General features: G+C 62.2%; 29 protein-coding genes. 1 reads left to right on the top strand and 28 read right to left on the bottom strand.

Annotated features, from left to right (window positions below; translation table 11 throughout):
• Window positions 1-45 precede the first annotated feature (45 nt).
• The 24 genes from ACX82Z_RS07365 to ACX82Z_RS07250 all read right to left on the bottom strand — a co-directional run bounded on the left by ACX82Z_RS07365 (window position 46) and on the right by ACX82Z_RS07250 (window position 18,334).
• Window positions 46-1,860 (bottom strand): phage tail protein, encoded by a 1,815-nt coding sequence (locus ACX82Z_RS07365; protein ID WP_459587655.1) that lies wholly within the window; start codon window positions 1,858-1,860, stop codon window positions 46-48.
• Window positions 1,861-2,235 carry a DUF6950 family protein gene (locus tag ACX82Z_RS07360; protein WP_459911659.1) on the bottom strand — a complete coding sequence of 125 codons (375 nt, stop codon included), beginning with the start codon at window positions 2,233-2,235 and terminating at the stop codon, window positions 1,861-1,863.
• 11 nt (window positions 2,236-2,246) lie between these two features.
• Window positions 2,247-2,837 (bottom strand): hypothetical protein, encoded by a 591-nt coding sequence (locus tag ACX82Z_RS07355; protein ID WP_459587654.1) that lies wholly within the window; start codon window positions 2,835-2,837, stop codon window positions 2,247-2,249.
• Entirely contained in the window at window positions 2,837-3,358 is a 522-nt protein-coding gene (locus ACX82Z_RS07350; protein WP_459587652.1) for a hypothetical protein, read from the bottom strand. The genes ACX82Z_RS07355 and ACX82Z_RS07350 overlap by 1 nt, the downstream gene beginning before the upstream one ends.
• Before the next feature lie 156 nt (window positions 3,359-3,514).
• Window positions 3,515-6,538, bottom strand: a complete 3,024-nt coding sequence (locus tag ACX82Z_RS07345; protein ID WP_459587651.1) for a tape measure protein — start codon at window positions 6,536-6,538, stop codon at window positions 3,515-3,517.
• Complete coding sequence (locus tag ACX82Z_RS07340; protein WP_459587649.1) at window positions 6,538-6,660, bottom strand: hypothetical protein; 123 nt, start codon at window positions 6,658-6,660, stop codon at window positions 6,538-6,540. The genes ACX82Z_RS07345 and ACX82Z_RS07340 overlap by 1 nt, the downstream gene beginning before the upstream one ends.
• Window positions 6,661-6,677: 17 nt before the next feature.
• Complete coding sequence (locus tag ACX82Z_RS07335; protein WP_459587647.1) at window positions 6,678-7,082, bottom strand: gene transfer agent family protein; 405 nt, start codon at window positions 7,080-7,082, stop codon at window positions 6,678-6,680.
• Entirely contained in the window at window positions 7,082-7,534 is a 453-nt protein-coding gene (locus tag ACX82Z_RS07330; protein ID WP_459587645.1) for a phage tail tube protein, read from the bottom strand. Before ACX82Z_RS07330 ends, ACX82Z_RS07335 begins: the two co-directional genes overlap by 1 nt.
• A 75-nt stretch (window positions 7,535-7,609) precedes the next feature.
• The gene (locus ACX82Z_RS07325; RefSeq protein ID WP_459587643.1) at window positions 7,610-7,819 is read right to left on the bottom strand and encodes a hypothetical protein; all 210 of its coding nucleotides are present in this window, start codon (window positions 7,817-7,819) and stop codon (window positions 7,610-7,612) included.
• A 1-nt stretch (window position 7,820) separates the two neighbouring features.
• Complete coding sequence (locus tag ACX82Z_RS07320; RefSeq protein WP_459587641.1) at window positions 7,821-8,027, bottom strand: hypothetical protein; 207 nt, start codon at window positions 8,025-8,027, stop codon at window positions 7,821-7,823.
• Window positions 8,024-8,440, bottom strand: a complete 417-nt coding sequence (locus ACX82Z_RS07315; protein WP_459587639.1) for a DUF3168 domain-containing protein — start codon at window positions 8,438-8,440, stop codon at window positions 8,024-8,026. Before ACX82Z_RS07315 ends, ACX82Z_RS07320 begins: the two co-directional genes overlap by 4 nt.
• A complete protein-coding gene (locus ACX82Z_RS07310) occupies window positions 8,437-8,868 on the bottom strand; it encodes an HK97-gp10 family putative phage morphogenesis protein (protein WP_459587638.1) in 432 nt (143 codons plus the stop codon). The genes ACX82Z_RS07315 and ACX82Z_RS07310 overlap by 4 nt, the downstream gene beginning before the upstream one ends.
• Window positions 8,868-9,206, bottom strand: coding sequence for a head-tail adaptor protein (locus ACX82Z_RS07305; RefSeq protein WP_459587636.1), 339 nt, complete (start codon window positions 9,204-9,206; stop codon window positions 8,868-8,870). Before ACX82Z_RS07305 ends, ACX82Z_RS07310 begins: the two co-directional genes overlap by 1 nt.
• Window positions 9,206-9,760 carry a head-tail connector protein gene (locus tag ACX82Z_RS07300; protein WP_459587634.1) on the bottom strand — a complete coding sequence of 185 codons (555 nt, stop codon included), beginning with the start codon at window positions 9,758-9,760 and terminating at the stop codon, window positions 9,206-9,208. The genes ACX82Z_RS07305 and ACX82Z_RS07300 overlap by 1 nt, the downstream gene beginning before the upstream one ends.
• A 2-nt stretch (window positions 9,761-9,762) precedes the next feature.
• Window positions 9,763-9,978, bottom strand: coding sequence for a hypothetical protein (locus ACX82Z_RS07295; RefSeq protein ID WP_459587632.1), 216 nt, complete (start codon window positions 9,976-9,978; stop codon window positions 9,763-9,765).
• Window positions 9,979-10,041: 63 nt separating this feature from the next.
• Window positions 10,042-11,481, bottom strand: a complete 1,440-nt coding sequence (locus ACX82Z_RS07290; protein ID WP_459587630.1) for a phage major capsid protein — start codon at window positions 11,479-11,481, stop codon at window positions 10,042-10,044.
• Between the two features lie 33 nt (window positions 11,482-11,514).
• Window positions 11,515-12,207 carry an HK97 family phage prohead protease gene (locus tag ACX82Z_RS07285; RefSeq protein WP_459587628.1) on the bottom strand — a complete coding sequence of 231 codons (693 nt, stop codon included), beginning with the start codon at window positions 12,205-12,207 and terminating at the stop codon, window positions 11,515-11,517.
• Window positions 12,207-13,475, bottom strand: a complete 1,269-nt coding sequence (locus tag ACX82Z_RS07280) for a phage portal protein (protein ID WP_459587626.1) — start codon at window positions 13,473-13,475, stop codon at window positions 12,207-12,209. Before ACX82Z_RS07280 ends, ACX82Z_RS07285 begins: the two co-directional genes overlap by 1 nt.
• The gene (locus tag ACX82Z_RS07275) at window positions 13,472-15,184 is read right to left on the bottom strand and encodes a terminase TerL endonuclease subunit (RefSeq protein ID WP_459587624.1); all 1,713 of its coding nucleotides are present in this window, start codon (window positions 15,182-15,184) and stop codon (window positions 13,472-13,474) included. The genes ACX82Z_RS07280 and ACX82Z_RS07275 overlap by 4 nt, the downstream gene beginning before the upstream one ends.
• Window positions 15,171-15,662 carry a hypothetical protein gene (locus ACX82Z_RS07270; protein ID WP_459587623.1) on the bottom strand — a complete coding sequence of 164 codons (492 nt, stop codon included), beginning with the start codon at window positions 15,660-15,662 and terminating at the stop codon, window positions 15,171-15,173. Before ACX82Z_RS07270 ends, ACX82Z_RS07275 begins: the two co-directional genes overlap by 14 nt.
• A gap of 110 nt (window positions 15,663-15,772) precedes the next feature.
• Window positions 15,773-16,150, bottom strand: coding sequence for an HNH endonuclease (locus ACX82Z_RS07265; RefSeq protein WP_459587622.1), 378 nt, complete (start codon window positions 16,148-16,150; stop codon window positions 15,773-15,775).
• 138 nt (window positions 16,151-16,288) lie between these two features.
• Entirely contained in the window at window positions 16,289-16,960 is a 672-nt protein-coding gene (gene nusG, locus ACX82Z_RS07260; RefSeq protein ID WP_459587620.1) for a transcription termination/antitermination protein NusG, read from the bottom strand.
• On the bottom strand, window positions 16,929-18,179 hold the full coding sequence (locus ACX82Z_RS07255; protein WP_459587619.1) for a helix-turn-helix domain-containing protein: 1,251 nt from the start codon (window positions 18,177-18,179) through the stop codon (window positions 16,929-16,931). The genes nusG and ACX82Z_RS07255 overlap by 32 nt, the downstream gene beginning before the upstream one ends.
• Window positions 18,176-18,334, bottom strand: coding sequence for a hypothetical protein (locus tag ACX82Z_RS07250; protein ID WP_459587617.1), 159 nt, complete (start codon window positions 18,332-18,334; stop codon window positions 18,176-18,178). Before ACX82Z_RS07250 ends, ACX82Z_RS07255 begins: the two co-directional genes overlap by 4 nt.
• A gap of 71 nt (window positions 18,335-18,405) precedes the next feature.
• Between ACX82Z_RS07250 and ACX82Z_RS07245 the strand changes: the two genes are divergently transcribed.
• Complete coding sequence (locus tag ACX82Z_RS07245; protein WP_459587615.1) at window positions 18,406-18,744, top strand: DUF982 domain-containing protein; 339 nt, start codon at window positions 18,406-18,408, stop codon at window positions 18,742-18,744.
• Between the two features lie 41 nt (window positions 18,745-18,785).
• On the opposite strand, the gene ACX82Z_RS07240 is transcribed toward ACX82Z_RS07245, so the two are convergent.
• The 4 genes from ACX82Z_RS07240 to ACX82Z_RS07225 are packed head-to-tail and all read right to left on the bottom strand — an operon-like array spanning window position 18,786 to window position 21,230.
• Complete coding sequence (locus tag ACX82Z_RS07240; protein WP_459587614.1) at window positions 18,786-19,046, bottom strand: hypothetical protein; 261 nt, start codon at window positions 19,044-19,046, stop codon at window positions 18,786-18,788.
• The gene (locus ACX82Z_RS07235; protein WP_459587612.1) at window positions 19,043-19,552 is read right to left on the bottom strand and encodes a hypothetical protein; all 510 of its coding nucleotides are present in this window, start codon (window positions 19,550-19,552) and stop codon (window positions 19,043-19,045) included. The genes ACX82Z_RS07240 and ACX82Z_RS07235 overlap by 4 nt, the downstream gene beginning before the upstream one ends.
• Window positions 19,552-19,833, bottom strand: a complete 282-nt coding sequence (locus ACX82Z_RS07230) for a hypothetical protein (RefSeq protein WP_459587610.1) — start codon at window positions 19,831-19,833, stop codon at window positions 19,552-19,554. The genes ACX82Z_RS07235 and ACX82Z_RS07230 overlap by 1 nt, the downstream gene beginning before the upstream one ends.
• Window positions 19,830-21,230, bottom strand: coding sequence for an SAM-dependent methyltransferase (locus ACX82Z_RS07225; protein WP_459587609.1), 1,401 nt, complete (start codon window positions 21,228-21,230; stop codon window positions 19,830-19,832). The genes ACX82Z_RS07230 and ACX82Z_RS07225 overlap by 4 nt, the downstream gene beginning before the upstream one ends.
• Between the last annotated feature and the right edge of the window lie 2 nt (window positions 21,231-21,232).

Here is a 21,232-nt window from a genome sequence, read left to right as displayed (position 1 = left end):
CGGCCCGCAAATGCAGGCTGGATGAGGTGATGCGGTTGGTTCAGATCAGGGCGTGGTGACGGAAGTCGTTGGGCCCCACGCACCGGGGCGACCCTTCTCGGTCACGAGCCGAAGAGCAAAATCATAAACGGTTGCGTCTTCGAGCGAGCCGAGCGTGATACTGGTCGCGTCATTCGAGAGGTCGTCCGTGACAAACCAGTCCTCGCCATTCTCGCGGTAGCGGGCCTGATAGAACAGGATCGGGCTGGGCGATGGTGAGAAGGACAGGCGTGCGCGCGTCGGGCTGGTCAGCAGATCGACGGTCGGCGCGGCCGGCACGGGGATCGTATCGTCGCCTTCACTTTCGTCCATGACTGGCGCGGTGCCTTCTTGGCTCGGGTCCCACTGGCCTGAGACTGCCGGCATCGACTGCACCTGAAGCGTGACGCCTGTCAGGATGCCACCTTCCCCGATGTTGAACCGGAAGTCCTGCACTTCGAAGACAGAGTTGATCCCGAACAGAGGGTACTGGATGCGCACGAAGCGCTTGCCGATCGCTTCCAGCGCGCGAAGGTTCATCTGGAACGTGCCGACCCATGCCGGGTTTGCGCGGTAGTAAGCGAGCTTCATCAGCCGTCGTGTCTGCCCATGCGATGGAGACATGTGGAATTGCAAATCCGAACTGATTTCGCCGCGCTCGGACACATCGTCCTCATCGGCCCATGGATCGGCGTCGGCTGCCTGATAGTCCTGGTTCGGTTCGAGATAGGTCGCGCGGATCGTGTTCGCGGTGGAGAGCACATCACGGCCCCGGCCAAGTTCCGAAAACCCGGTGATCGCATCCGGCCCGAGAACGACGGTCGGTTCTTCCCATGCCCCGATATCCAACGCCAGGCCGCCGTCAGGCGTCGGCACCAGCCTGCCATCACACGATTGCAGCATACGGCCGAGAACGTCGGCCGGACGCTCGTTAAGCTGATACGAACCCCAAAGGCGATAGCGCGGCTCCGTGCCGCCTGCCGCACGTGGAATCGCCTGCGCAGCACGGTTGAACGCAGCGACCCAACCAGCCTGCGCTAGAGGCGTTCCGATAATGGAGGCGGGCAATCGCATGCCGTCGCGGTGCGTGAGATAGTCGCGAATGATCGAAGCGGCGTTGTCGCTCCATGACACCGTTGCCGTAACCGGGTCATGCACCCGCGCGCCGCGAAGCACGACGCGGAAATTGGTGTTGATACCGTTCGAAAATAGGCCAGCGTAGTATTCTGCCGCGACCGCGCGCTGCGTGATGAACAGCGAGGCGACACCATCTCCCCGATGGGCCGAGGTCCAGCCCGCAAACAGGCTCGTCAGTTGCGAGTAGCCCGTCTCAACCGCCTGCCCCAACCTGCTCAGCACGCGGACATAGGATTCGCCTTGCCCACCGACCCACGGACTTTGCTGGATTTCGCCCGACGCCGAGAACGTCACCTGCGTATCGTCGAGCCAGAACTGCTCGATCGCATCGATCGGTCCTTGCCCGAGCGCGATGACCTTGTAGAAATTACCTTGGCTTGCCTCGGCGAAGACCCACGGCCCGGAAGCCTTGACGCGACCGTAATGGCGAACGCGCGGATGTGTCGGCTGGCGAACCGATTGCTGCACGTCTTCCGGCTTCGGTGCGCTTGGTCGAAACAGCGATTGCGCGAGGAAGCTGAGGCCGGTCGAAAGGGCGATGCCGGCGACACCGGTCAGTATCGCAGTCGAGACGCCCAGCGCCGCGCCGGTCACGCCGGCAGACGTCAGTGCGGTAAGGATGATCCCTTCGATGATGCCCGTTCGCGGCGCGTACCAATAGGAAAGCGCCGTCGTCGCGTAGAGCGCGCCATACCGTCCACCCATCTACACCGCCCACGCTTTCCAGAAATTTGCCCACGGCGCGCCGACAAGCCCATCCTCGTGACGGCTAAACCAGAGTGAGCCGACCAAGATGCCGATGCACATGCGCCCGTCGAACAAGACCAAACCGACAGCGCCATCGGTCGGACAGCCAACCTTCGTCAGCCGGCTTGCGCGCATGACGCGGTTGAAGTGAACTTCGAAGTTGCCTTCAGCCAGCCAGGCGCGGGCCTCGGCCTCGTCCGAATGCTTGCGGCCGAACCGATCCATTGGTGAGAACCCACGCCGATGCTGCACCCAACGATCCGCGATCGAGGCGCAGTCCGTCTTTCCCCACGCGAAAGGCTCCGCAGCGACATTGCGGATGAAATCTTCCACCTCTGACACGGCTAGAAGTCAGGCCAGTTGAACGTCTTGAAGAGCAGCGATCCGATGAAGCTGAAAAAAGGGTCACCCGGTGAACGGCGCTGCTGATCGCGGTCCGTGTAGCGGCCATGCGGTGGACGCGAGCGATTGAAGAAAGCGTTTTCGGCGGTCACCGATATGGTCTGGATTGCGCCCTCGGTTTCGGACATTGCCGAGCGGGTCACACGCGGCGGCTGCATGAAGCCCCACCACAGACCGATCGGCGATCCTGCCGGCTGCCAGTCGGCATCGAACAGTTGCACGAAGATCGAGACAAGCTGCTGATCGGCATCTTGCGTTTCGCCGATGGCGGCGGCGAGGAGTTCGGTTGCTGCATCTGGCACACCACTCAGCGTCAACGTGACGGATTCCGACGCACCCGTTCCGGCATATCCCAATCCGTCGATCGAGCCGCGACCATGCAGCGGTCGCCACGTCTGCCCACCTGTCATCAGATCCGTGTTGCCGTTCCAGTATCGACCGGTGCCGGATTTGAATTGCATCTCAAACAGCAGATCGAGCCGCACCGTCGACGCCGACAGATGCGCGACCTGGTCAGGCGTGAAGAAGTCCATCAGACATCCTCGACGAAATTGACGGTCGGCGAGCCGAAGCGGCGCAGCGCCAATTCGAGATCCATGGCATCATCGGTGGCAAGCCGCATGCGACAGACGGGGTCGTCGAAATTGAGCCGAACGCCGGACGCGGCAGCCTCACGCAGCGGCGGCCGGAAGGTGATCGCAGCAGCCTCTGCCCCGGTGTAGACGATCGTTCGCAACGCATACATCCGTTCGCCGATCGAGAACCGCTGGCTGGGCTCCAGCTGGGCTGCGTGGCGCACCGATATCGTTGCCGACACCGCACGGGCAGCGACCGAGGCAGTCAGTGTCGCATCAATCACCTGCCCCTGGTACCCAGAGCCGTCACCGAACGGCGCACCGTCTAAATGTTCGACCGGGTCATAGAGCGCCAGATCCTTGGCGATCTGGGTGACCGGCTGATAGCCCCGGCAGTTCGGCACAAGGATTGCGCCGAGCCGTCCTTCCAGCAATGTTTGAATGCCACGCCACGTCAGCACATGATCGCGCGCGTTCATCACAATGCTTCCGAACGTGGCCTTCCAGATACCCGCATCGGAAGCGGCGACCTGCACCGCGCCGGAAACGGACGGCGGGCCGGAGAGTGACCGCGATGCGATGTCAATCCCAACATTTTGCGGACGCAGGACACGTTCAGGCCAACGAATGGTCATCTACATTTCCCGCGTCTGGGCATTGGCGATCAGGCCCGGAAGCCCACTCTTGACCGCCTGCGTGCTCTTGCGCACCGAGACTTCGACGATTGCCCCGGCCGACGTTTGAATGCGCTGGTCGGCAATCGCAGCCATCCGGCCGCTGTCATCTTGAAGAACCACGCGAATAGTTTCGGATGATCCCCGGCCAGACCCGATCGGCGTGTTGATTTGCACCGGAACCTTGCCGCCGGCCGGCAGGGGGATGACGGCTTCCTGCCCATGGACGACGCCGCGTGCTTCTCCGCGTCGACCGCCGGTGTTCGGAGTGCCCTTGGAAAATCCGAAGATCTTTCCGATCGATCCAAAGATGCCCCCGAAGAACCCACCGCCCCCACCCTTCGGCTCGAACATCGCCGCGAGCGACATTTCGAAGAGCTTGTCGGCAACCTTGCTCAACGCGTTCGCCAGTGCCTCCGCACCCGATTTCCCGGCGCGCAGATCCTTGATAAAGCCGCCGAGGGTCTCGCGGCCGAGGTCGCGCATTTCCTCGGCGCGTTGTCGGATCTGATCCTGACTCTCGCTGAGCTGCGCAGCCTCGACGGTGGCTGCGGCATACTGATGCGCAAGCTGCGCGATCTGCTCGCGCAATTCCGGCGTGACGGTGATGCCAGCCTGCTTGGCCGCATTCAGCAGTTCCTGCTCGGTGCGGGCCTTTTCGACCGCATAGCCGTAATCGTCGAGCAGCGGATTGAGACCACGCTGCACTTCGGTTTCGGCGACGAGATTTGCAGTGCTTTCCGCGATCCGTTCGGCCAGACGCTGATATTCGTCGGCCCGTTCTTTCGTTGATTTTCCACCGCCGCCGCCACGCCCTTTACGGCCAGATGCCGTACGGTCGGCATTGCCACCGAGATTGATTTCGGCGACGCGCCGGATCTGGTCGTCGGTCAGTTGCTCGCCATCTTTCAGCGACCGTTCACGGACACGGGCGATTTCGGTTTCGAGATCGAGCTGCGTCTTGGACAGGCCGGCGCGACGCTCGGCCTCGCGGATGTAAGCTTCGCTGCTGCGGCGCACATCTTCGCCGGCAACGCGGGATGCACCGTATTGGCGATAGCCCTCGATCTGATCGCGCGACAGACCGCCACCGGTCGCTTGCCCGATGGCAGCGGCAGCCGCCAATGCCTCCTGCCGAACGGTGCCGAGCATCGAGACCAGAGGCAGAAGCTGGTTGACGAGATATCCGATCCGCATATTCGTGCTGCCGATCGCGGCGAGCGCGGATGACGTATCGTCGGCGCTGCTTTCGGTTTCGACGAACTGGTCGATAATGCCTTCGAGCTGGCGGCGCTGATCATCGCTGATCAGTTCCTCCGATGCCAGATAGGCCACTTCCTGACGCACCGATGCAATCTGTTCAAGCAGGCCGTCGACGGCTGACGTATCGCCATTGGCGAACGCTGCCGTGCCCAGCTCCCCGAAATACTGGATCGAGGCGATGAGCTCGTCGTTCAGCCTGCGCACCGGCTCGCTGAGATTTGTCGCGCCAAGCTCACGCGCAGCGGCGAGCGCTTCTTCGGTGGCGATCTTCTGGTCGCGCACCGCAGCGGCGAGCTGCATGATCTGCTGGTAGGCCGCACCATCGGCACCGCCCCCGCCGAAGACCAGCTGGTTTCCGGCCTCGCGGACGATGATGCCAAGCTCTTTGGCCTGCCCCTCGATATCACCGAACCAGCTTTCAAACGGGTTCCACGAGCCCGAACCGCGCATGCGCTCAAGTTCGGTGTTGATGTCGCGGAGGATCTGAACGCGCGTCTCGTCGACTGCGCTATCCAAAGCTTCAGTCGTCTCGTCGACACCTTCGGCCGCTTGCTTACCACGAAGGCCCAGCCGCTCAAACTCGACGTTGAGCCGGTTAGTGCGGTCCTCGGCAGCCTGTGCGCTGGCATGCGCGGCGACCAGCGCGGTGGCGAGACCGGCACCGATGACGACGCCGGCTGGTCCGGCAGCGGCCGACAGACCGGTGAAGGCAGCGGAAAGCGAGGCCATCGACCGTGCCACGGTAAGCGCACGCGAGAATTCAAACAGCGCCCGCGAGCCGAGGCCGAGCGTGCGCACCATGCCGGCGATGGAGCGACCAAGGAGGCCCGCAGCAAGAACGGCTGCGACTTGAAGGCCCGCATCTGCGACCTGGTCGAAATTGTCAGCGATGATGACCAGCGCTTCACTGATCCGTGCCGATACGCCTGTCGCCTGATCGCCGTTGCCGACATATTCCAGCAGAGCATTGTTGAGCAGGGTGAAGCCATCGGTGATCGTCGCTGGCATTTCCTCGGCTTCCTGCCGAAGAGTTGCCATCTGCGAGGTCAGCGCCTGAACGACATCACGGCCGGTGATTTTGCCTTCGCTGCCAAGGGCACGAAGGCCGCTGACGGTTGTACCGAGCCCGGCTGCCAGAGCTTCGGCGACACGGCCACCGGACTGGATGACGGTGTTCAGTTCGTCGCCCTGAAGCTTGCCGCCGGCCATTGCCTTGGTGAGTGCTTCGGTAATCTGCCGCGCGCGATCACCGCGCGCGTTCGAGATCACCAGCGCGTTGTTCAATGATTCCGTGTAGTCGAGCTGCTGCCGGGTGGAATATCCCAGATCGGCCAGCGGTCGGGCATTGGCGATGAAGCTTTCGACCGTCTGTTCCAGCGACGAGTATGTCTGCCGGGCAGTGGTGCCGAGCCGAGCGAGCGCATCGTCGCCAAGCTCGACACTGCCAACCGCATTACGCACGCGGCTTTGCAGATCGGTCCAGGTATCGGCCATGCGGCCGAGTTCACGGACGCCGAGCGCCGCGCCGATGCCGGCGAGTGGTGCGACCGACGAGCGGAGCAGGTTCTGAAACGAGCGATTGATGCTCGTGTTCATCTGCGCAAACCGCCGCTCGATCTGCGTCGTGCGCTGACGCGCGACGCCATTGGCCCGGTTCATCGCGTTTTCGAACGAGCGTGTACGGGCCTCCAGCGCAACGATCAGACGCTCGACATCAGCCATCAGAACCCCTCGATACCGAGATCGGCGAGACGCGCGTCATCCATCGAAGGCGCAGGCGCCTCTCCGGTTTGCCGCGATTTGTTGAAGCCCTCGACCGCGCAGGAAAATTCCCACACGGACATGCGGCCGACATCCAGTCTCAGGACGCCGGCCCACTGGTAGAAGTCGGCGAAACGCCATTTGCCTCGGGGTCGCGGGGATCGGCGGTCTTCTCCGTCCCCGCGCCGGCTTCCCCCGGCGCGTCATCCGGGTCGCCGTAGAGGGCGAGCATTAGGATGCCACTTGCCAGCACCACCGATTCTGTCAGCGGCCGGTCTTCGACGAAGCGTTTGACGAGCTTGCGCGCGTTTTCCTTCGCCATGCCGCCACCCTCGAGCCCCAGCCGGATCGTCGAGACGACATCGTCGACATGCCACTGCTTGTTGCTGAGGCGCGCCAGTATCCATTCCGGGCCGGCGTCGCACAGATCCTGAAGCGCGCGAAGATGCTCGATCTTCAGCTCGAACGGATGTTCGCCACCGGCCCAGGTCAGGTCTTTCGACATCAGGCAGCCTTCGGCGTGCGGATCGGGATACCGTCGAACTGGATTTCCAGCTCAGCCGTGACCTTTTGCCCGCGCTCGGCCTGATTGTTCAGATTGACGAGGAAGGCCGGGCCGGTTTCGTATTCGGTATCGCCGACCGCAGCGTTGAGGTGCGCGATGCGGATGTTCTTGGTCTGGCCGGAATACCACCAGTCCATCATCATCTCCTTGCTTTGCCGGGCATAGACGCCCGAGCCGGAGACCGTCACTTCAGACGACTGGACGTTGCGCTCGACAGCGGCCGGTTTGCTTTCGTCGTCGCAGGGCGGAACTTCCGAGGTCTGCATATTGTGGGTGCGGTTCACACCGCGCGAGGTGATGCCGCAGATCTTGGCGAAGGTGCCTTCGGTTGCGGTCTCGACCTCCAGTACCATCTCATGAAAATTCGCGGTCTCGGCGTATTCGGTGGGCATGTCTTGCTCCATGGCAAAGGGGCCGGTCACGACCAGCCGATGACGATGGGCCGAAGCCCGGTTACTGGGGATGGGCTACTTCGCCCGTTTGCGGCCGGTGATGGCCTTCTTCTCGTCGCGGTTGGGCGACGAAACTTCCTCGGCCGCGCCGGCAGTGACGGCAGCCTCGATGAAATCGCGCGGGCGCTCCTGCGGATCGACAGATGCTTTCGCGTTGAACGAATAGATCGAGCGCGGCCGGCGCCAATTGAACTCTGTGCTGAAGATTGCCCAGGCCATAGCCATCCTATTCTCCCTGCGTTGTGGACACATCGAAGCGGATGCCGCGCTGCGCAAGAAACGTCATGCGCGCGTCAAGCCAGTCATCGAGGCGATCATCATCATCGCCAACCGCCCATCCGACCGACCAGGCGAATGCCACCACGAGCCAAAAGAGCGGCCAGAACCACCAGCGAAAGCGGACCGATACCGACATCGATGTGACAGCCATCATGCTCTCTCCTCAATCATCGCGGTGACCATCACGATGCCATGCGACGTGAGGCCATCCGGGTCAGGAAGGGCACGGCGCATCGTGACGCGCATCTGCACCATTGCGTTTTCGGTCAGCTGAATATCCCGATCATGCAGCGCGGCCTTGACCGCATCGGTCATGCGCTTGGCATGGACAACGCCGACCTGACGCGACCAGCAGTCGATCTGGACGGTGTGCGTCCCGCCGATGATGCAATCAGCGTCATCCTCGACGACGTCGTGCGGGCCGAAGCTGATATAGCCATTCTTTGATTCTGGGCCCCACGGGCTATCCGACACCCGGTCATAAACGCCGTTGGCCAGCGCCATGACAGCAGCATTTGCTTTGAGCGTGTCGAGGATCAGCTTTTGCAGTTCCGCCTGCACGCTCATTGCGATCCCTCGCGAATACCTTTGCGCATCTGCCGCTTGATCCGGTTGCCCGCGCGGCGACGAAGCGCGCGCCACGACACAAAGAAGTAGGGTTGAGCCGCCATCTTCTGCGTCCCGAATTCGACGAACCGCGCATAATAAGCATCGAGGTCACCGAGGCTCTTGTCGCGGGTGCCGGCGTAGATCGTGATCATCAGGCCGTCAGAACGCGGATTGCTGCGCGCAATGACCATCGCACCCTTCGGCGCATCACCCCATGTCCAACCGATGCTGTCGCGCAGCGCGCCGGTATCTGCCGGCACAAGGCGGCGCATCATGCCGACGATTTCTTCGGCGCTCTGCTCCATCGCGCGTTTCGTCAGCTCGATCGCCTTCGCCGGAATGGTCTTTTTCAGCTTGCGCTCAAGCCGGTCCAACCCCTCGACCATCAGACAGCAACCCCGGATTCGGCTGTGATCTCGAACCCGGCACGGTCTTTCGTCGGCACGATGGTGCGGATGTTGTAGACCTCATCCGTCCGAGCGTTGCGCGCTTTCCAGTCGGTTGTAATCCCGCGTGTGCTAGCAGACTGACGAACCACGATGACGACTGGCTGACGCCCTTCGAGACGCGAAGCCATGACGGCCTCTGAACCTCGCAGATAGGTCACGCCAGCCCAGACCGTGAACCGATCCTCAAAGGGACCGCTCACCTTGTTGCCGTAACCATCGTCGATGCTCTTGCGGCTGAGAAAGGTGAACCGCTGATCAAGATTGCCCGCTTCCATCAGCGATACACCCGATAAGGCTGCAAGAGCGCGTCGACGGCGAACGGCATTTCATTGACGATGTTGCCGATATTCACTGCCGCGCGGGCCATATACCACTGCGCAACGAGCATCATTACCGCGACCTTGATCGGTGGCGGCGCGGCCACGACCCAATCGCCTGCATCGTCACGCTTGCCATAGCCTGCCCAATATTGAACTCGGATCGACTGGCCTGCGTTCATCTGTATGCCGAAGCCGAATACCGGCGCACCTGGACGATAAGACGAAACGTCGACGGCATCATTGCCGGACCATGCTTCAACAATGTCGAGCACGGGGCCATAAGGCAGCGCCACGAATGGCGAACAAGGGTCATCGTCGCGGAATTCAAGCAGCTGCGGGCCGACAGACCGGCGAAGGATGCCAGCAGGGCCATCGATCCAGCCCTGAGCCGCAGCAATCAGCCCCTCAACATAGCCCCTCTCATCGTCACCATCGAGACGCAGATGACTCGCGGTTTCGTCGAACGTGACGATCGGCGACGGCGGCTCGATGACAACGACGCTCTTCATGATCAGCCGGCCTTATTCTGAGCCGATTGGTCAGCCTTGTTTGCAGGCTTCGGACCTACCTTTTTCTGGGGCGCAGTCTTGGCCGCCTTTGCTCCGGCAGCGGCAAGAACGCCTTTCTTCACCAGGTGCTCCACGTCACCCTCCTTCGCTTCTCGAATATCACCCGGCTTGTAGGATTTGTCGCCGATGTGTGGTCTCAGGACGTCATACTTGGGCATGGTCTTTCTCCTTCGGTTCATAGAGAGGGCGAACGAATCCGCCCTCCTTCATGAGCCGAACGATCAGCCTTCGCCGCCACCAGGTGCAGCAGCGATCGGCGCGACATCGCCGAAGATGAAGGCTTCCGGACGGAAGACAGCGAGCGCGAGCCGTTCCTCGGCAAGGACGGTGACCTTGTTGCGAACGAAGTCATCGTTCTGGAATCCGACTTCGATCCGGCTCTGCCACTGATCGAAGATCTGCGCACCGAGCTTGAAGGCACCCGTCAGGAACTTGCCGACGGTCATCTTCGGTGTCGCAACGACTGGGAGTCCCCAGAGCGTCGGGGACGTCGTTCCCTGCGGATTGCCGATGATGTAGCGGCCGACGTCATCCTTCGTCGTTTCCATGGCCGTCCAGTCGATCGGGTGCATGACATGCCCGGTCGCCGGATATTCGGCCAGCACCGCTTGAAGCTGGGCCACACGCATGGTGTCGATGCTGGTCGCCTTTTCCGGCGGGATGAACCCGGTCGGTACAGCGAATGGCGACGCCTGCGGAATGATTCCGTGCAGATTTTCGCCGGTACCGTCGCCAAGCAGAAGTTGCTCTTCTTCGATCAACGCGAGACCGTACAGCAGACGGCCATCGATGAGCGAGCGGATCTGCGGGAAATCCGACAGGATCTGCTTGGAAGCGCGAATCCAGTGCGCGATAACCTTGGTCGAAATGTCCTTGTCGGTGAGCTTCAGGCTCGACTGCGGCTTGAGCCCGCCCTCGGCAACCGGAGCAGCAAGGTTTGCGAACCCCGTCTCCTGCGTATACTGGATCAGCGGACTGTCGGTGTTGCCGGGGGTCAGCAGATCACGAACCGTCAGGCGGGTCTGCGGAAGCTCCAGGACACCCGGCAATCGGTTGGCGACAATACCGGCACCAGCCGACCCATCGGCGTCAGTGGTCGCGGTCGTGATGTCGGCTTTCACCGACATGCTTGCCGATGCGCCCGAGCGCGGCGAATCGGCCAGCGCTTTCAGTTCGGGCGTCTCGACGAACTGCTGACCGAAGGACTTGCGCTGCTCCAGACCAGCCGAGCCGGCGCGGGCGAGCTTCTGCTCGAACTCTGCAACCTGCTCGGTCAGCCCGTTCATCTTCAGCAGCGCTTCGTCGGCCTGCTCTTTCAGCGAGCTCGACATCTGTTCGCCAGCCTTGGCCTTGCCCAGCGCTTCATCGGCGATCGACTTCACGTCGCCAATCGCCTTCTCATGCGCGGCCTTGATCTCGTTGGCGAGTTCGGATGCAGATTTCGTACCGGTTCCAGTCTCCGGGCCGAAGCAAATTCCCGCGCCAAAAGGCGACGAGGCAACATGCGCGATGCCGCCAGCGACGGCGATGGCAGCATACGGGGCGAGACCGACAAGATCGCCGGCCCCGATCGAGCCGACAGCGGCGTGGGCAGAGCTGACGGCAAACATGCTGATGACAGCAAGCATCGCGACCGCGATGCCACGGAAGTGAAGTTTCATGGTGATGATTCCTGTGTTGAGGGAGAAGGGCTATCAGCCCAGCATTGCCCGACAGAAGTCGAGCGCTTCGTCCGCTGCGGCTGGTTCCCCCAGCCCCTTCAGGTGGTTGCGCGCGGCACGCTCCGCCTGCGAGTTCGTGAAGCCCAATCCCTTGAGCCACAATTCGAACTCCCGCTCCGAAAGCCGGTCCCCGGCCTTGAGCTTGTCTGTCATTTCGTGGACAGCCTTCGCCGCCTTGACGCTGCCGATCGTCGCGTTCTCATTCGCGCCGATCGAGACGATCGACACTTCGCGAAGGTCGATGTTCTCAAGCGTCCAGATGTTCGTGTCAGTATCGACCGAATATTCCTTGATCCGATAGCCGATCGACAGGCCGTCAATGTCGCCTTCTTTCAAGAGCGCATAGGCTTCTCTCGCCCGCTGGACGCTCATGTTGAGCTTGCCCTTCATGAGCAAACCCTTGTCGTCTTCGCTGGCCTCCAGCCATTTGCCGACCGGCTGCATCGGATCATGCTGCCAGAACATTTTCGGCATCGTGCCGGCCGCGCGGTGAGACGAAAGCGATTCTGCAAACGCACCAGGCGCGATCACATCTCCGTAGCTGTCAGGCTCACCACCAAACGTCGAGCCGTACCCTTCGAACTCGCCGGTTTCCTTGAGCGCCTTGATAGCGAGGCACGGCACCGACTTCATGAACGGCCGGGCATTCACGTCTTCGATGTTCATCAATCACTCTCCTCAGCGATCAGCTGGCGCACCAGCTCGCGGGTTGCGTCGTCATCACCATCGGTGATCGGGACGTTCTGCATCTGGATGCGCGGTACATTGCCGCCGTCGACCGGTGACAGGTTCTCGCGCTTGCGGACCTCGTTGATGGTCATGGCGCCGATTGCGGTCATGCGCTGATAGAAGGTTGCGCGGCCGGCGCTGTCGGCGCGCAGAAGCCCCTCGATATTGAACTCAATGGTAATGCCGGCAGCGCGATCGACGGGTGTCAGCAACTGCTTTTCAAGCGCCTGCTCGATGCGCTTCAACCGCCGGCGCAACGTGAACTTCTGAAGGATCAGGCCTTGCTGTTCCGTCGATGACGGCCAACTCGATGTCTTCGAGGTGTGTCCGATCATGACAGGCGGAACCTGAAACAGCATGCAGATCTGCTCGACCGACAGTCCGAGGATCTCCAACATCTGCGCATCAACTGGATTGATGGACAGCGCCTTCAGTTCTGCGCCACCTTCCGCGATGTACGGACGGCCAGCATTCATGGCGCCCATGTACTGTTGAATCAGCCGGTCGTTAACGAGTTCGAACTGCGGCTCCGTCAAGAACTCCTTGAACGACAGCTGGACAGACGGGCGCATGCCATTTCGGAACGTCGACCCAGCCGCTGCCTGCGCAGCTCGCGCCAACCCGAACGCCTGAACGCCGAAATGCAGTGTCGACATGCCTCCCAGCGGATCTCCGCCGAAGCCTCGAATATGCAGCATGGTCTTGTCGGTCTCGACGTAGTGCCGACCGGCCTGCGACCAACGGTATTCGATAGTGCCGTTGGGCAGGCGGCGCGGCACCATCAGGGCCGGGTTGACCGGCAGTAGATTGACCACCTTGCCCGCCGTCCGCTCGACGCGGGCATATGCATTGCCCCACAACTCGAGCGATGTCGCGATGAACTCCCAGAAGTCGACAGCCGTTTGATCGAAATTCGGGCTGTCATGCAGGAGACGGTAAAGCGCGTGATCACGCGCCACCGACCGCTCGCCGGCCGCATCCGTCCGGTAGACCATGAGCGGCAGGCTGGCGACGGTCCCCGCCAGAAGATTCACGCATGCCCAGACCGCAGGCAGGCCAATGACCGTTCGGTCCGAAAGTGTTTCGCCAGCGTCAGAACCACCGCCCTGCTTACGCTGCCATTCGAGACTATCTGGCTCGCGGACTGCCAGATTGCGGACAACGGCGGTCGCCGCTCCCAGCGCCATTTTGCGAAGCAAGTTCATGCAGCCGTCCCCGCCAAGCGCTTGAAGAATGCATCCATGCCGACGCCCTTTGCCTCAGGATTTTGGAACATCAGCATGGCGGCGTTGAAGAGAGCCATGAGGGGATCGATCTTCGCCGCGCCCGAGACTTCCTTGGTCACAACGTAATTCGAGCCGCGAAGCGTCTGTTTCGCATTGCCCACGGACCAAGCCATGATCGGTTGCCCGCCATGCAGGAATCGCCGGTCTTCCAGCTTGAGCGGCACCGAAGATATGGCCGTCTGCAGCTTCCAACCCTGAGCGACGGCTTGGATCAGCGGCTGCTCAAGTCCCTGCTCTTCGAGAGCATCGAGCAAAAGCGCGACGCCGGCGCTATCCAAACCTATGCCAGCCTGTTCCGGCAACAATCCCGCATCGAAAACTCGCTTGCAGATCTCGGCAGCTGACCGCGCCTGGTCTTCGCCAGACTGCGCAATGATCAGATCGCCGCACTCTTCAAATTCGCGCAGGTGGTGCGCAATACCCTTGCGTTGCTCGAACACACTATTGCGGGCCCAAGCCTGCCCCCAGCCGAGCCACCGTTTGTTTTTACGGCATCGGCCAATGACATAGAGCGCGGCGAGGTCGTCCGCGCCACCCCAGTCGATGCCGATCGTCGCGACCTCGCAGCGCGCCAGCAGTTCATCGAGCGTACGCAAGTTCTCATCGAGACACCCGTCCCAGTGCGGCGCCCCTGACCATCCATCCCCGGCAAGACCGATGCCGATCTCGATATTGAGATGCTGGCTGGCCCAGATTTGTTCGGTCTCTTTCGATATCCGACCGTTGTTCTCGTAGTCCTCGATGAGCCTCTGCGGGCTAATCGAGCGGCCGAGGTTCGGAAGCAAATGCTTCCAGTTGCTCTGGTCTCGCCAGTATTCCTGATCCCGCTGTTTCTCGACCGGGAACTCGTAGAGCACCGGGAGCAGGATTGGCGATGGACCACCCTTCCCGTCGCGCACCGCGCGCGCCTTGTCCAACTCGGTTCGCCAGATCCCGGCCGGTGCCTCATCCGACTGCGTGGTGATCATCAGCACCTGACCGCCCTGCATGGTGATGCCGCCGCCACGGATCTGTTGCATGACCTTCGCAGCCTTGGCCTTTTTGCCGAGCTCATGTACCTCATCGATGATCGTCAGGATCGGGATTTCGCCGGTGACGATCGACGTGTCGAAGGTTTTTACGTTCAACTTAGTGCCGGTCTTCATCCGAGTGATGCACTTGAGATGATCCTGCACGTCGAAGATGTGGGTCAACTTCTCGTCCAACTGGATCATGCCCTGCCCCTGCCCGAAGCATCGCTCGGCGATATTCTGGCTGGGCGCGACGAGCAGCATCTGTCGGTTCGGCGCTTCCTCCATGTAGAGCGCAGTCAGGCCAAGCGCGGCGACATATGTCGTCTTCGAATTTTTCTTCGGGATCATGCACAGCAGCTCCCACACCAGCCGCTGCTTTGTCTCAGGATCTTCGCTCGCCAGGAACGCCACAAGGATGTCGCGGAACCAGTCGCCGCAAGCTTCGGCAAGGCGCGGCGTGCCGGGCACATCTGGCAGCCGAAGCCGATTGAAAAACGCCAGTGCTTTCGCGGCCTTCTCGGCGTTGAACGGCACGTCGGCCATCGGCGTTTCGCCAGCCTGAATTTTATCCCACCAGTCTGGGCACGAGAACCGGGGGCTGTCAGTGGCGTCCATGCTGGCTGGCTTCGCTTTCCAGTTCGGCCATCAGATCCGCGTCGGCATCCAGGGCACGCTGCGCATCCATGGCTTTCTTGCCCAGGCGCTCTGTTGGTTTGGCTTGCGCCTCGGGCTTTCCAACTTCCCGCTCAGCCATGCGTCGGCGGCCTTCGACGGCGACTTCACGCAACTGGCGAACTGAAGGTGCGTGCCCTTCACGCGTGCGGCGAAGCAATACGTCCAGAATGACGCCCTCGACCAACACCGCCCCGGCTTCCAGCTCACGGGAAAAATGTTTGCGAAGCGTCTTTTCGTCGATGCCCATGTTCTCAGCAATGCGCTTCTGGCTCCAACCAGCGGCAATACGGACGGACACAAAATCCTGATTTTCCTTGTCTTTCTTGAACAGCGGTCGGCCCCGCCTGTCACGGATCGGGGTCAGCGGGTTCCCGAACATGTCGAAGCCAAGGTCGTCGTCGGAATCTTCGTCACTCACGGGAAAAAATCTCCGAATGAGAGGGGGGCGGGTCTAGCGGTTGGGGCGGTCCAGACTTTCGACCCGCCCCCCCCTTGAGGGGTCTGGGGTCGGTCACGACCCTCGCGGTCTCAGCCGCCTCGCCGCTCTTCGGCCTGCTTGGTGCTGTCGTGATAGGCCTTCGACACGGTCATCAGGTTCGTCTCGTCCCAGAACAACCGCTCGTCACCACGATGAGCATGGACGTGATCGACCACTGGACTGTTCGGTGCGGGATGTTTGCCGACCAGCAGCACGCCCGTCTTCTGGCAGGTGAACAGATCACGCGCGAGGATCTTCTCGCGCAGCTTTTGCCATCGGCTCGTCTTGTACCAAGAGCGCCAGCCGACCGTCTGGTCGCGCATGCGCGATCGCGCCTGCTCGTCACCGCTCGCATAACCGATGCGTGGTGCGAGCGCTCCGACACGCGGAGCGATCGTCTTCAGCCTGCCCATGATGATGATGTCCAATGCTTCCGCACTTGACCTGAGTCGGGAGCGGATCGCTCTCACAGGTCTGGGCGGGCAGGAGCACTTTCGCCGTTGGCGATGGCTACGCTGGTCGGAGGATGTCTCCCCACGGTCGACCGGGTCCATGGGGAGGATTCGCTATCCGAGTCTTTCGAGATGCGCAAGCTTCACGTCGACGACGATGTCGTGGCCAAACAGATAGGTCAGCACGCGCGCTGATCGCGCCTTGGCGTAGCCCTCGAATATGCCGGTGAAATCGGCATAGGGTCCAACATTGATTTTAACGCGGGAACCGACCTTGAGGCCCGTTGGCGTCACCCGTTCGTCGAATGCGCCACGCTCGGCCAAGTGCATGAATCCGTTCATTTCCTTGTCAGCGATCGGATACGCACGATCATCTGAACCGACCGCTGCGACAATGCCACGGACCCGGCGCAGTCCAGCCAGCGCGTCATCGCTCGGCACCACCCGTACGAACACTAGATTGCGTAGAACGGGCTTGTGGACAACCTTGCGCGATCGAGATGAGAACCGACGAGGCGCTGGCACCGTCTTCTGCGGAACGACCGCATCGATCTTCATGCTCACCAGCGAATCGCGGATTTCGATCTCACCACGATTCGCCGTTCGGAAGGCGAACCAGCGACGTTCACCCTCAACCTCCATGCCTGCCGCATCTAGAAGCACCGCATCAATCTCGCGTTGCCGTTCGGCTGTGACGGCCTTGCTAGGCATCACGTAGGGTTTTCCATCGCGATCGAGCCAGACCCGCTCTCCGCTATTCAGCTGCTTGCGCTCGATCGCCATCATCACCGCTTCCCTCGTTGCCCCTCAGGGCGTGTTCAAATTCGTGCAGATTGTCCGGCCCGCCAGCCGGGAAGTAGACGACCGGCATGCTTCCGGGATCAGGTATCCAAGGCCAGCCCTGCGCAGCGTAGAACCGCTTCCACGCGTCAAAGAGTGGATCGGTCGGCTTCACCGGCTCCATCAGATGATCGAACGCCTTGTCGTCGATCGTCGCGGCTATGGACTTCCGGTCCGAAGCGGCAGCGTGCCATGCTCTCACCTGCGGCCATCCATAGTCCGCCTGCCGGCGTAGCCGCTCTGCCCTGCCCTGTTCGTCGTCCTGCTGCACGAGCTGGCGCAGATAGGCCGAGCTTGGAGCAGGCGATGGTTGCGGTGCATCGAGCAGCAAGGCCCGGTGGCATTTCATTGCCCATGTCGGACCCCATGGCCCGGCACTGGCGATCTCACCGGCTGGCCTTGCAGCGGCAGCCTCGGCTTTCGCCTTGAACGCATCGTCGAAGCGCTCCCACGCCTTGTCGCGCAGGAATGGTCCGACGAAGTTCGCCTTGCCGCCGCTGACGAGAAGATACGGGTCACGCCAGCGCTCGGCCTCTGCACGCTCGTCAACCGTGAGCTTGGCGAACTGGCTGACGATCCAGCTGAACGAGGGCTTCTCCCAGCCCGGCCACGGACCGGCCTGATAGCCCTTGCCGTTGCAGAACCGCTGCACACGCTTTTCGAAATCAGCCCGACCGGGCGTTTCCGAAGCAGGCAAATCGTCTTCCCGCTCGCTTCCGCGCGCCCCTCTCTCTATCGGTTCTTCTGATGGTTCCTTTGACGGTTCAGCCTTATAGGGGGGTGTGGGGGGAACGGCACCATTTGCCGGTGGTGACGGCGTCATTTGCCGGTGGTCGCGGCACGATTTGCCGGTGGTCGCATCGCTTTCACCACCGGCAGAATCTGCCGGTGGCCGCCGATCCATGGCGAGCATGATCACGTCGATATCGAAATCGCCGCCCGGCTTGCGCCGCCGCGAAATCGAGATCAGACCGGCGTCGGCGAGCTTGCGCTTCCAGTCTCGGACGGCACGCTCGGAAAGCTCGGTATCGCGCATGATGCGCCCATCGCCGGCGAAGGTGCGTCCGTTTTCGTCTGCATAGTTCGCGAGCGCGTAGAGCAGCAGCTTGCCCGACGCACCACCCGCCTCAATCGTCGAAACCCATGCGGTAGCCTGCCAGCTCATTCCGCACCGCCTTCCGGCTGATCAAGCCGCTGCGCGATGGCTGTCATGCACTCGTCGGCCGTGCGCCGTCCATGACGCCAATCACGCAGGAGCTTGCGCAGCCATGCCCGTGTCTTTTGCGAACGGTCCTCGCGGGTGCGTTTCGGCGCGCTCATCGCCCTGCCCTCGCAACTGATTCGCGCGGCGCGCATTGAGTCGCGTTCCTGTGCGCGTGAGGTGAGTTTCCATGCCCTTCGATGAGGAAAAGCCGTTCGATCAGCCGGTGCGCGTTTTCGCCGATGCCAAGGGCGGGGTGGCGAAGATCCTGACGACGACGGCGCAGGCCGCGCAGTTTCTGCTCGACGACTGGCCGGCGAACAACGACACGCGAAAGCACCTTGCAGCGCGCAAGGCGTGCATTGCGGTGCTGGAAGGCATCAAGGACGCCCGCGCAGCCAGAAAGGCGTTCGAGGCAGCAGCCGACGAGGCGAACATTCTGCTGAAGCCGTTGCCGATCAAGACGCGCGGCACGGACGGCCCGACGCTCTGGAACAAGCGGACACGGAAACTGAAGCGCGACAGGTAGGGTCATGCTGCCTCGCTCCGTGAGCGTGCTTTGAACGCCGGTCATCGGGCGCCATCCTGTCCGGTCCAAGGTGAGCCGGGGCGCTTGTATGGCCGCACGCCTTCCGAGGCGAGCGCCATGCGCTCCAGATGCCACGACTTGAACAGCAACGTCGACGCGTGCCGCTCATCGTCGGTGATGTCGCCATGCTGGCCGTTGCGCAGCTTCAAATCGTACTGCCGCGACCGGCGACGCACGAGACAGCCCTTGCTGGTCTCGTCACAGTCCGGCAGCGTGCATTGCAAGCAAGGATCGTCGTTCACCGCCCCACCCTCTTCCAGTTCGCAAATTCGCTCCGCAGCGCTTTCCAGCGCTCCTGCGCGGCCTCGTCGTTGTTGACTTCGCGGCGGGATGAGACGCGCAGCATCGAGCGCACGCGCGAAACCACGCGTTCGTCAGTTGCCTTGTCTTCCAGCCGGTGCTTTTCGATCAGAAAGGCCTTGAAGGCCGGCTCCTGACATTTCATCGCGATCTCGGCCGCGTAGTCCTTGGTCTGCGGCGGCTCGGCGGCGCGCTTGCGCTTGTTCGCATCCGCAATGGCGCGGTCGATAAGACCGAGCAGAAAACCGACATCATCAGGTGCGGCGACGGCGAACATCTGCTCGTCCACGGTCGATTTGCCGTCGAAGGTCGCGATCCGCACGATCGAGCCGTCGCGCCCGCGCGCCTCGATCATCTTCGCCGCGCCATCGTCCGAGAACAGCCAGGCCGCGCCATCGAGCGCCGCATGACGTTGCCGTATCTGGTTGAGCCGCGCCATGTCCGACATCAGCGATCACCGTTCGCAAATTCGGACATCGCTTGCCGCGCGTCTTCGAATAACGGGTTTTTGTGCCTGCCATCATCACCGCGCACCGCGTGCCAGGATGCCCGGCGCACGTCGATATACTGCCGCCCGATTTCGAACTGCGCCCGCGCGCACGCCCGTTCGAACACCTCACGATGCCGCATCAATACCGTGTCTGACACAGCGAGAAGAACGCGCGCCCGCGCGCGGTCATCGGCGGCATCGTGCATCTGGCGGATGATTGGGAGCAGAGTCGCGCTCATGCGCCACCGCCGATCCCGGCACGCGCCATGAACGCGGTCCAGCGTGCTGTTAGTGCCAGCTTGGCCGCGCCTTCGTTCTTGGCCTTGTGCGATGGGCCGACCGACGCCTCGGGACCGATAAACATGCGCCATTCGAAGCCTGTGTCGCGCGCGAAAATCGCCCCGACCTCAACATCGCCAACCATGGCGAGCAACCGGCCCGGGTCCTCATGCCAGACAAGCCCCCGAGCCGCTTGCTGCACAACCACTGCGCCCTCACCCGGCTCGCGCGCCGGCACATCCTGAAGCTCTTTCCAGTCGACACGGTTGATAGTCGTCGGCCCGCTATATCGGCCGTCGGCATCCAACTCCCACACGAACCACGCGGTGTTCATGCTGGAGGAAACCTTGCTCCCCTCCCAGCCGTCGCGATGCATCATCGGCAGGCGACGCGTGAAGACGTGGACACGCGCGGGTGGATTCTCGTCCATGGCAAAGCAGCGCTCGGGATCTTCGAAGCCGCAGAGGAAATTGAGGTTCAGTAGCAGCGCCATCTTACGCGGCCGGTGCTCGCGCAGCGCATGGGCGACGAAGCTGTTCAGAGCCTCGCCATAGGGCGGATTAGTGACGATATCGCAGCGATGATCCATGCCAACCGCGACAGCGCCGGCACGGTCGATCTGCCGAAAATCGCCGATCCTCTGCATTTCACCGAGCCGGTCGGTCGTCTCACGATCAATCAGATCGGACAGAAAAACCTCATACCCGGCATCTTCCAGAACGCGGCTGATCGCGCCCTTGCCGCAAGCCGGCTCCCATATTTCCAGCCCGAAACTTTCCAGCGCCAGCAATGCGCGCGTCGCTTCGACTGGCGTCTCATAGAAATTGTCGCCGCGCTCTTCCTTCGTGCCACTCTTGGTCCCGATATTGGCCTTCAGGCTCGCGCGCGTCGGCTCTAGGCCTGCCTCAAGACGCGCCTGAATGGCGCGCTCGACGATGCCCGGTGCCCCGCGCTCGGCATCGCGCAGCTTGCGCGCCTCGTGAATCTCCTGCCGCGAAAGGCCAATATCCTCGGACTTTGCCGGAGAAATGCTGTCATCGTCCGCGACAGCTTTTCCGCGCTGCCCCGGCTTGCGCACGTCGCCGCGCTCCTGCGCTGCATCATACTCGTCGGCAATGCGCATCTTGGCGCGCGATTCGATCAGCAGCGCATCACCTTGCAAGCGGCGGGCTTTCTCGACGAGGCGTTCGGCCGCCCCGAAACGATCGGCAAAGCCGGCGGCCGCCTTCGCCTGATCATAAGCGCCGACCGCCAGAAGACGCGCAGCGATGACATCGCCATCATCGAGCAATGCGCGAGCGCGCATTACCACGGCAGCGATATCGGACGCATCTGATATGGCGACCGGCGCATTCATGG

The organism is Aliihoeflea sp. PC F10.4 (assembly GCF_054612275.1).
This window is presented reverse-complemented; position numbering and strand designations above follow the sequence as displayed.

Excerpts from the sequence above, each read along its gene's own strand:
- ACX82Z_RS07305 (WP_459587636.1), bottom strand. The coding sequence starts at position 9,206 with ATGGAAGCGGGCAATCTTGATCAGCGGTTCACCTTTCTCAGCCGCAAG.
- ACX82Z_RS07330 (WP_459587645.1), bottom strand. The coding sequence starts at position 7,534 with ATGCCCACCGAATACGCCGAGACCGCGAATTTTCATGAGATGGTACTG.
- ACX82Z_RS07355 (WP_459587654.1), bottom strand. The coding sequence starts at position 2,837 with ATGGACTTCTTCACGCCTGACCAGGTCGCGCATCTGTCGGCGTCGACG.
- ACX82Z_RS07340 (WP_459587649.1), bottom strand. The coding sequence starts at position 6,660 with ATGTCCGTGTGGGAATTTTCCTGCGCGGTCGAGGGCTTCAACAAATCG.
- ACX82Z_RS07350 (WP_459587652.1), bottom strand. The coding sequence starts at position 3,358 with ATGAACGCGCGCGATCATGTGCTGACGTGGCGTGGCATTCAAACATTG.
- ACX82Z_RS07295 (WP_459587632.1), bottom strand. The coding sequence starts at position 9,978 with ATGCCCAAGTATGACGTCCTGAGACCACACATCGGCGACAAATCCTAC.
- ACX82Z_RS07255 (WP_459587619.1), bottom strand. The coding sequence starts at position 18,179 with ATGAGCTGGCAGGCTACCGCATGGGTTTCGACGATTGAGGCGGGTGGT.
- ACX82Z_RS07310 (WP_459587638.1), bottom strand. The coding sequence starts at position 8,868 with ATGGTCGAGGGGTTGGACCGGCTTGAGCGCAAGCTGAAAAAGACCATT.
- ACX82Z_RS07275 (WP_459587624.1), bottom strand. The coding sequence starts at position 15,184 with ATGGACGCCACTGACAGCCCCCGGTTCTCGTGCCCAGACTGGTGGGAT.
- ACX82Z_RS07315 (WP_459587639.1), bottom strand. The coding sequence starts at position 8,440 with ATGAGCGTGCAGGCGGAACTGCAAAAGCTGATCCTCGACACGCTCAAA.
- ACX82Z_RS07225 (WP_459587609.1), bottom strand. The coding sequence starts at position 21,230 with ATGAATGCGCCGGTCGCCATATCAGATGCGTCCGATATCGCTGCCGTG.
- ACX82Z_RS07285 (WP_459587628.1), bottom strand. The coding sequence starts at position 12,207 with ATGAACATCGAAGACGTGAATGCCCGGCCGTTCATGAAGTCGGTGCCG.
- ACX82Z_RS07250 (WP_459587617.1), bottom strand. The coding sequence starts at position 18,334 with ATGAGCGCGCCGAAACGCACCCGCGAGGACCGTTCGCAAAAGACACGG.
- ACX82Z_RS07235 (WP_459587612.1), bottom strand. The coding sequence starts at position 19,552 with ATGTCGGACATGGCGCGGCTCAACCAGATACGGCAACGTCATGCGGCG.
- ACX82Z_RS07230 (WP_459587610.1), bottom strand. The coding sequence starts at position 19,833 with ATGAGCGCGACTCTGCTCCCAATCATCCGCCAGATGCACGATGCCGCC.
- nusG (WP_459587620.1), bottom strand. The coding sequence starts at position 16,960 with ATGATGGCGATCGAGCGCAAGCAGCTGAATAGCGGAGAGCGGGTCTGG.
- ACX82Z_RS07280 (WP_459587626.1), bottom strand. The coding sequence starts at position 13,475 with ATGAACTTGCTTCGCAAAATGGCGCTGGGAGCGGCGACCGCCGTTGTC.
- ACX82Z_RS07300 (WP_459587634.1), bottom strand. The coding sequence starts at position 9,760 with ATGAAGAGCGTCGTTGTCATCGAGCCGCCGTCGCCGATCGTCACGTTC.
- ACX82Z_RS07365 (WP_459587655.1), bottom strand. The coding sequence starts at position 1,860 with ATGGGTGGACGGTATGGCGCGCTCTACGCGACGACGGCGCTTTCCTAT.
- ACX82Z_RS07290 (WP_459587630.1), bottom strand. The coding sequence starts at position 11,481 with ATGAAACTTCACTTCCGTGGCATCGCGGTCGCGATGCTTGCTGTCATC.
- ACX82Z_RS07245 (WP_459587615.1), top strand. The coding sequence starts at position 18,406 with ATGCCCTTCGATGAGGAAAAGCCGTTCGATCAGCCGGTGCGCGTTTTC.
- ACX82Z_RS07335 (WP_459587647.1), bottom strand. The coding sequence starts at position 7,082 with ATGTCGAAAGACCTGACCTGGGCCGGTGGCGAACATCCGTTCGAGCTG.
- ACX82Z_RS07320 (WP_459587641.1), bottom strand. The coding sequence starts at position 8,027 with ATGATGGCTGTCACATCGATGTCGGTATCGGTCCGCTTTCGCTGGTGG.
- ACX82Z_RS07325 (WP_459587643.1), bottom strand. The coding sequence starts at position 7,819 with ATGGCTATGGCCTGGGCAATCTTCAGCACAGAGTTCAATTGGCGCCGG.
- ACX82Z_RS07345 (WP_459587651.1), bottom strand. The coding sequence starts at position 6,538 with ATGGCTGATGTCGAGCGTCTGATCGTTGCGCTGGAGGCCCGTACACGC.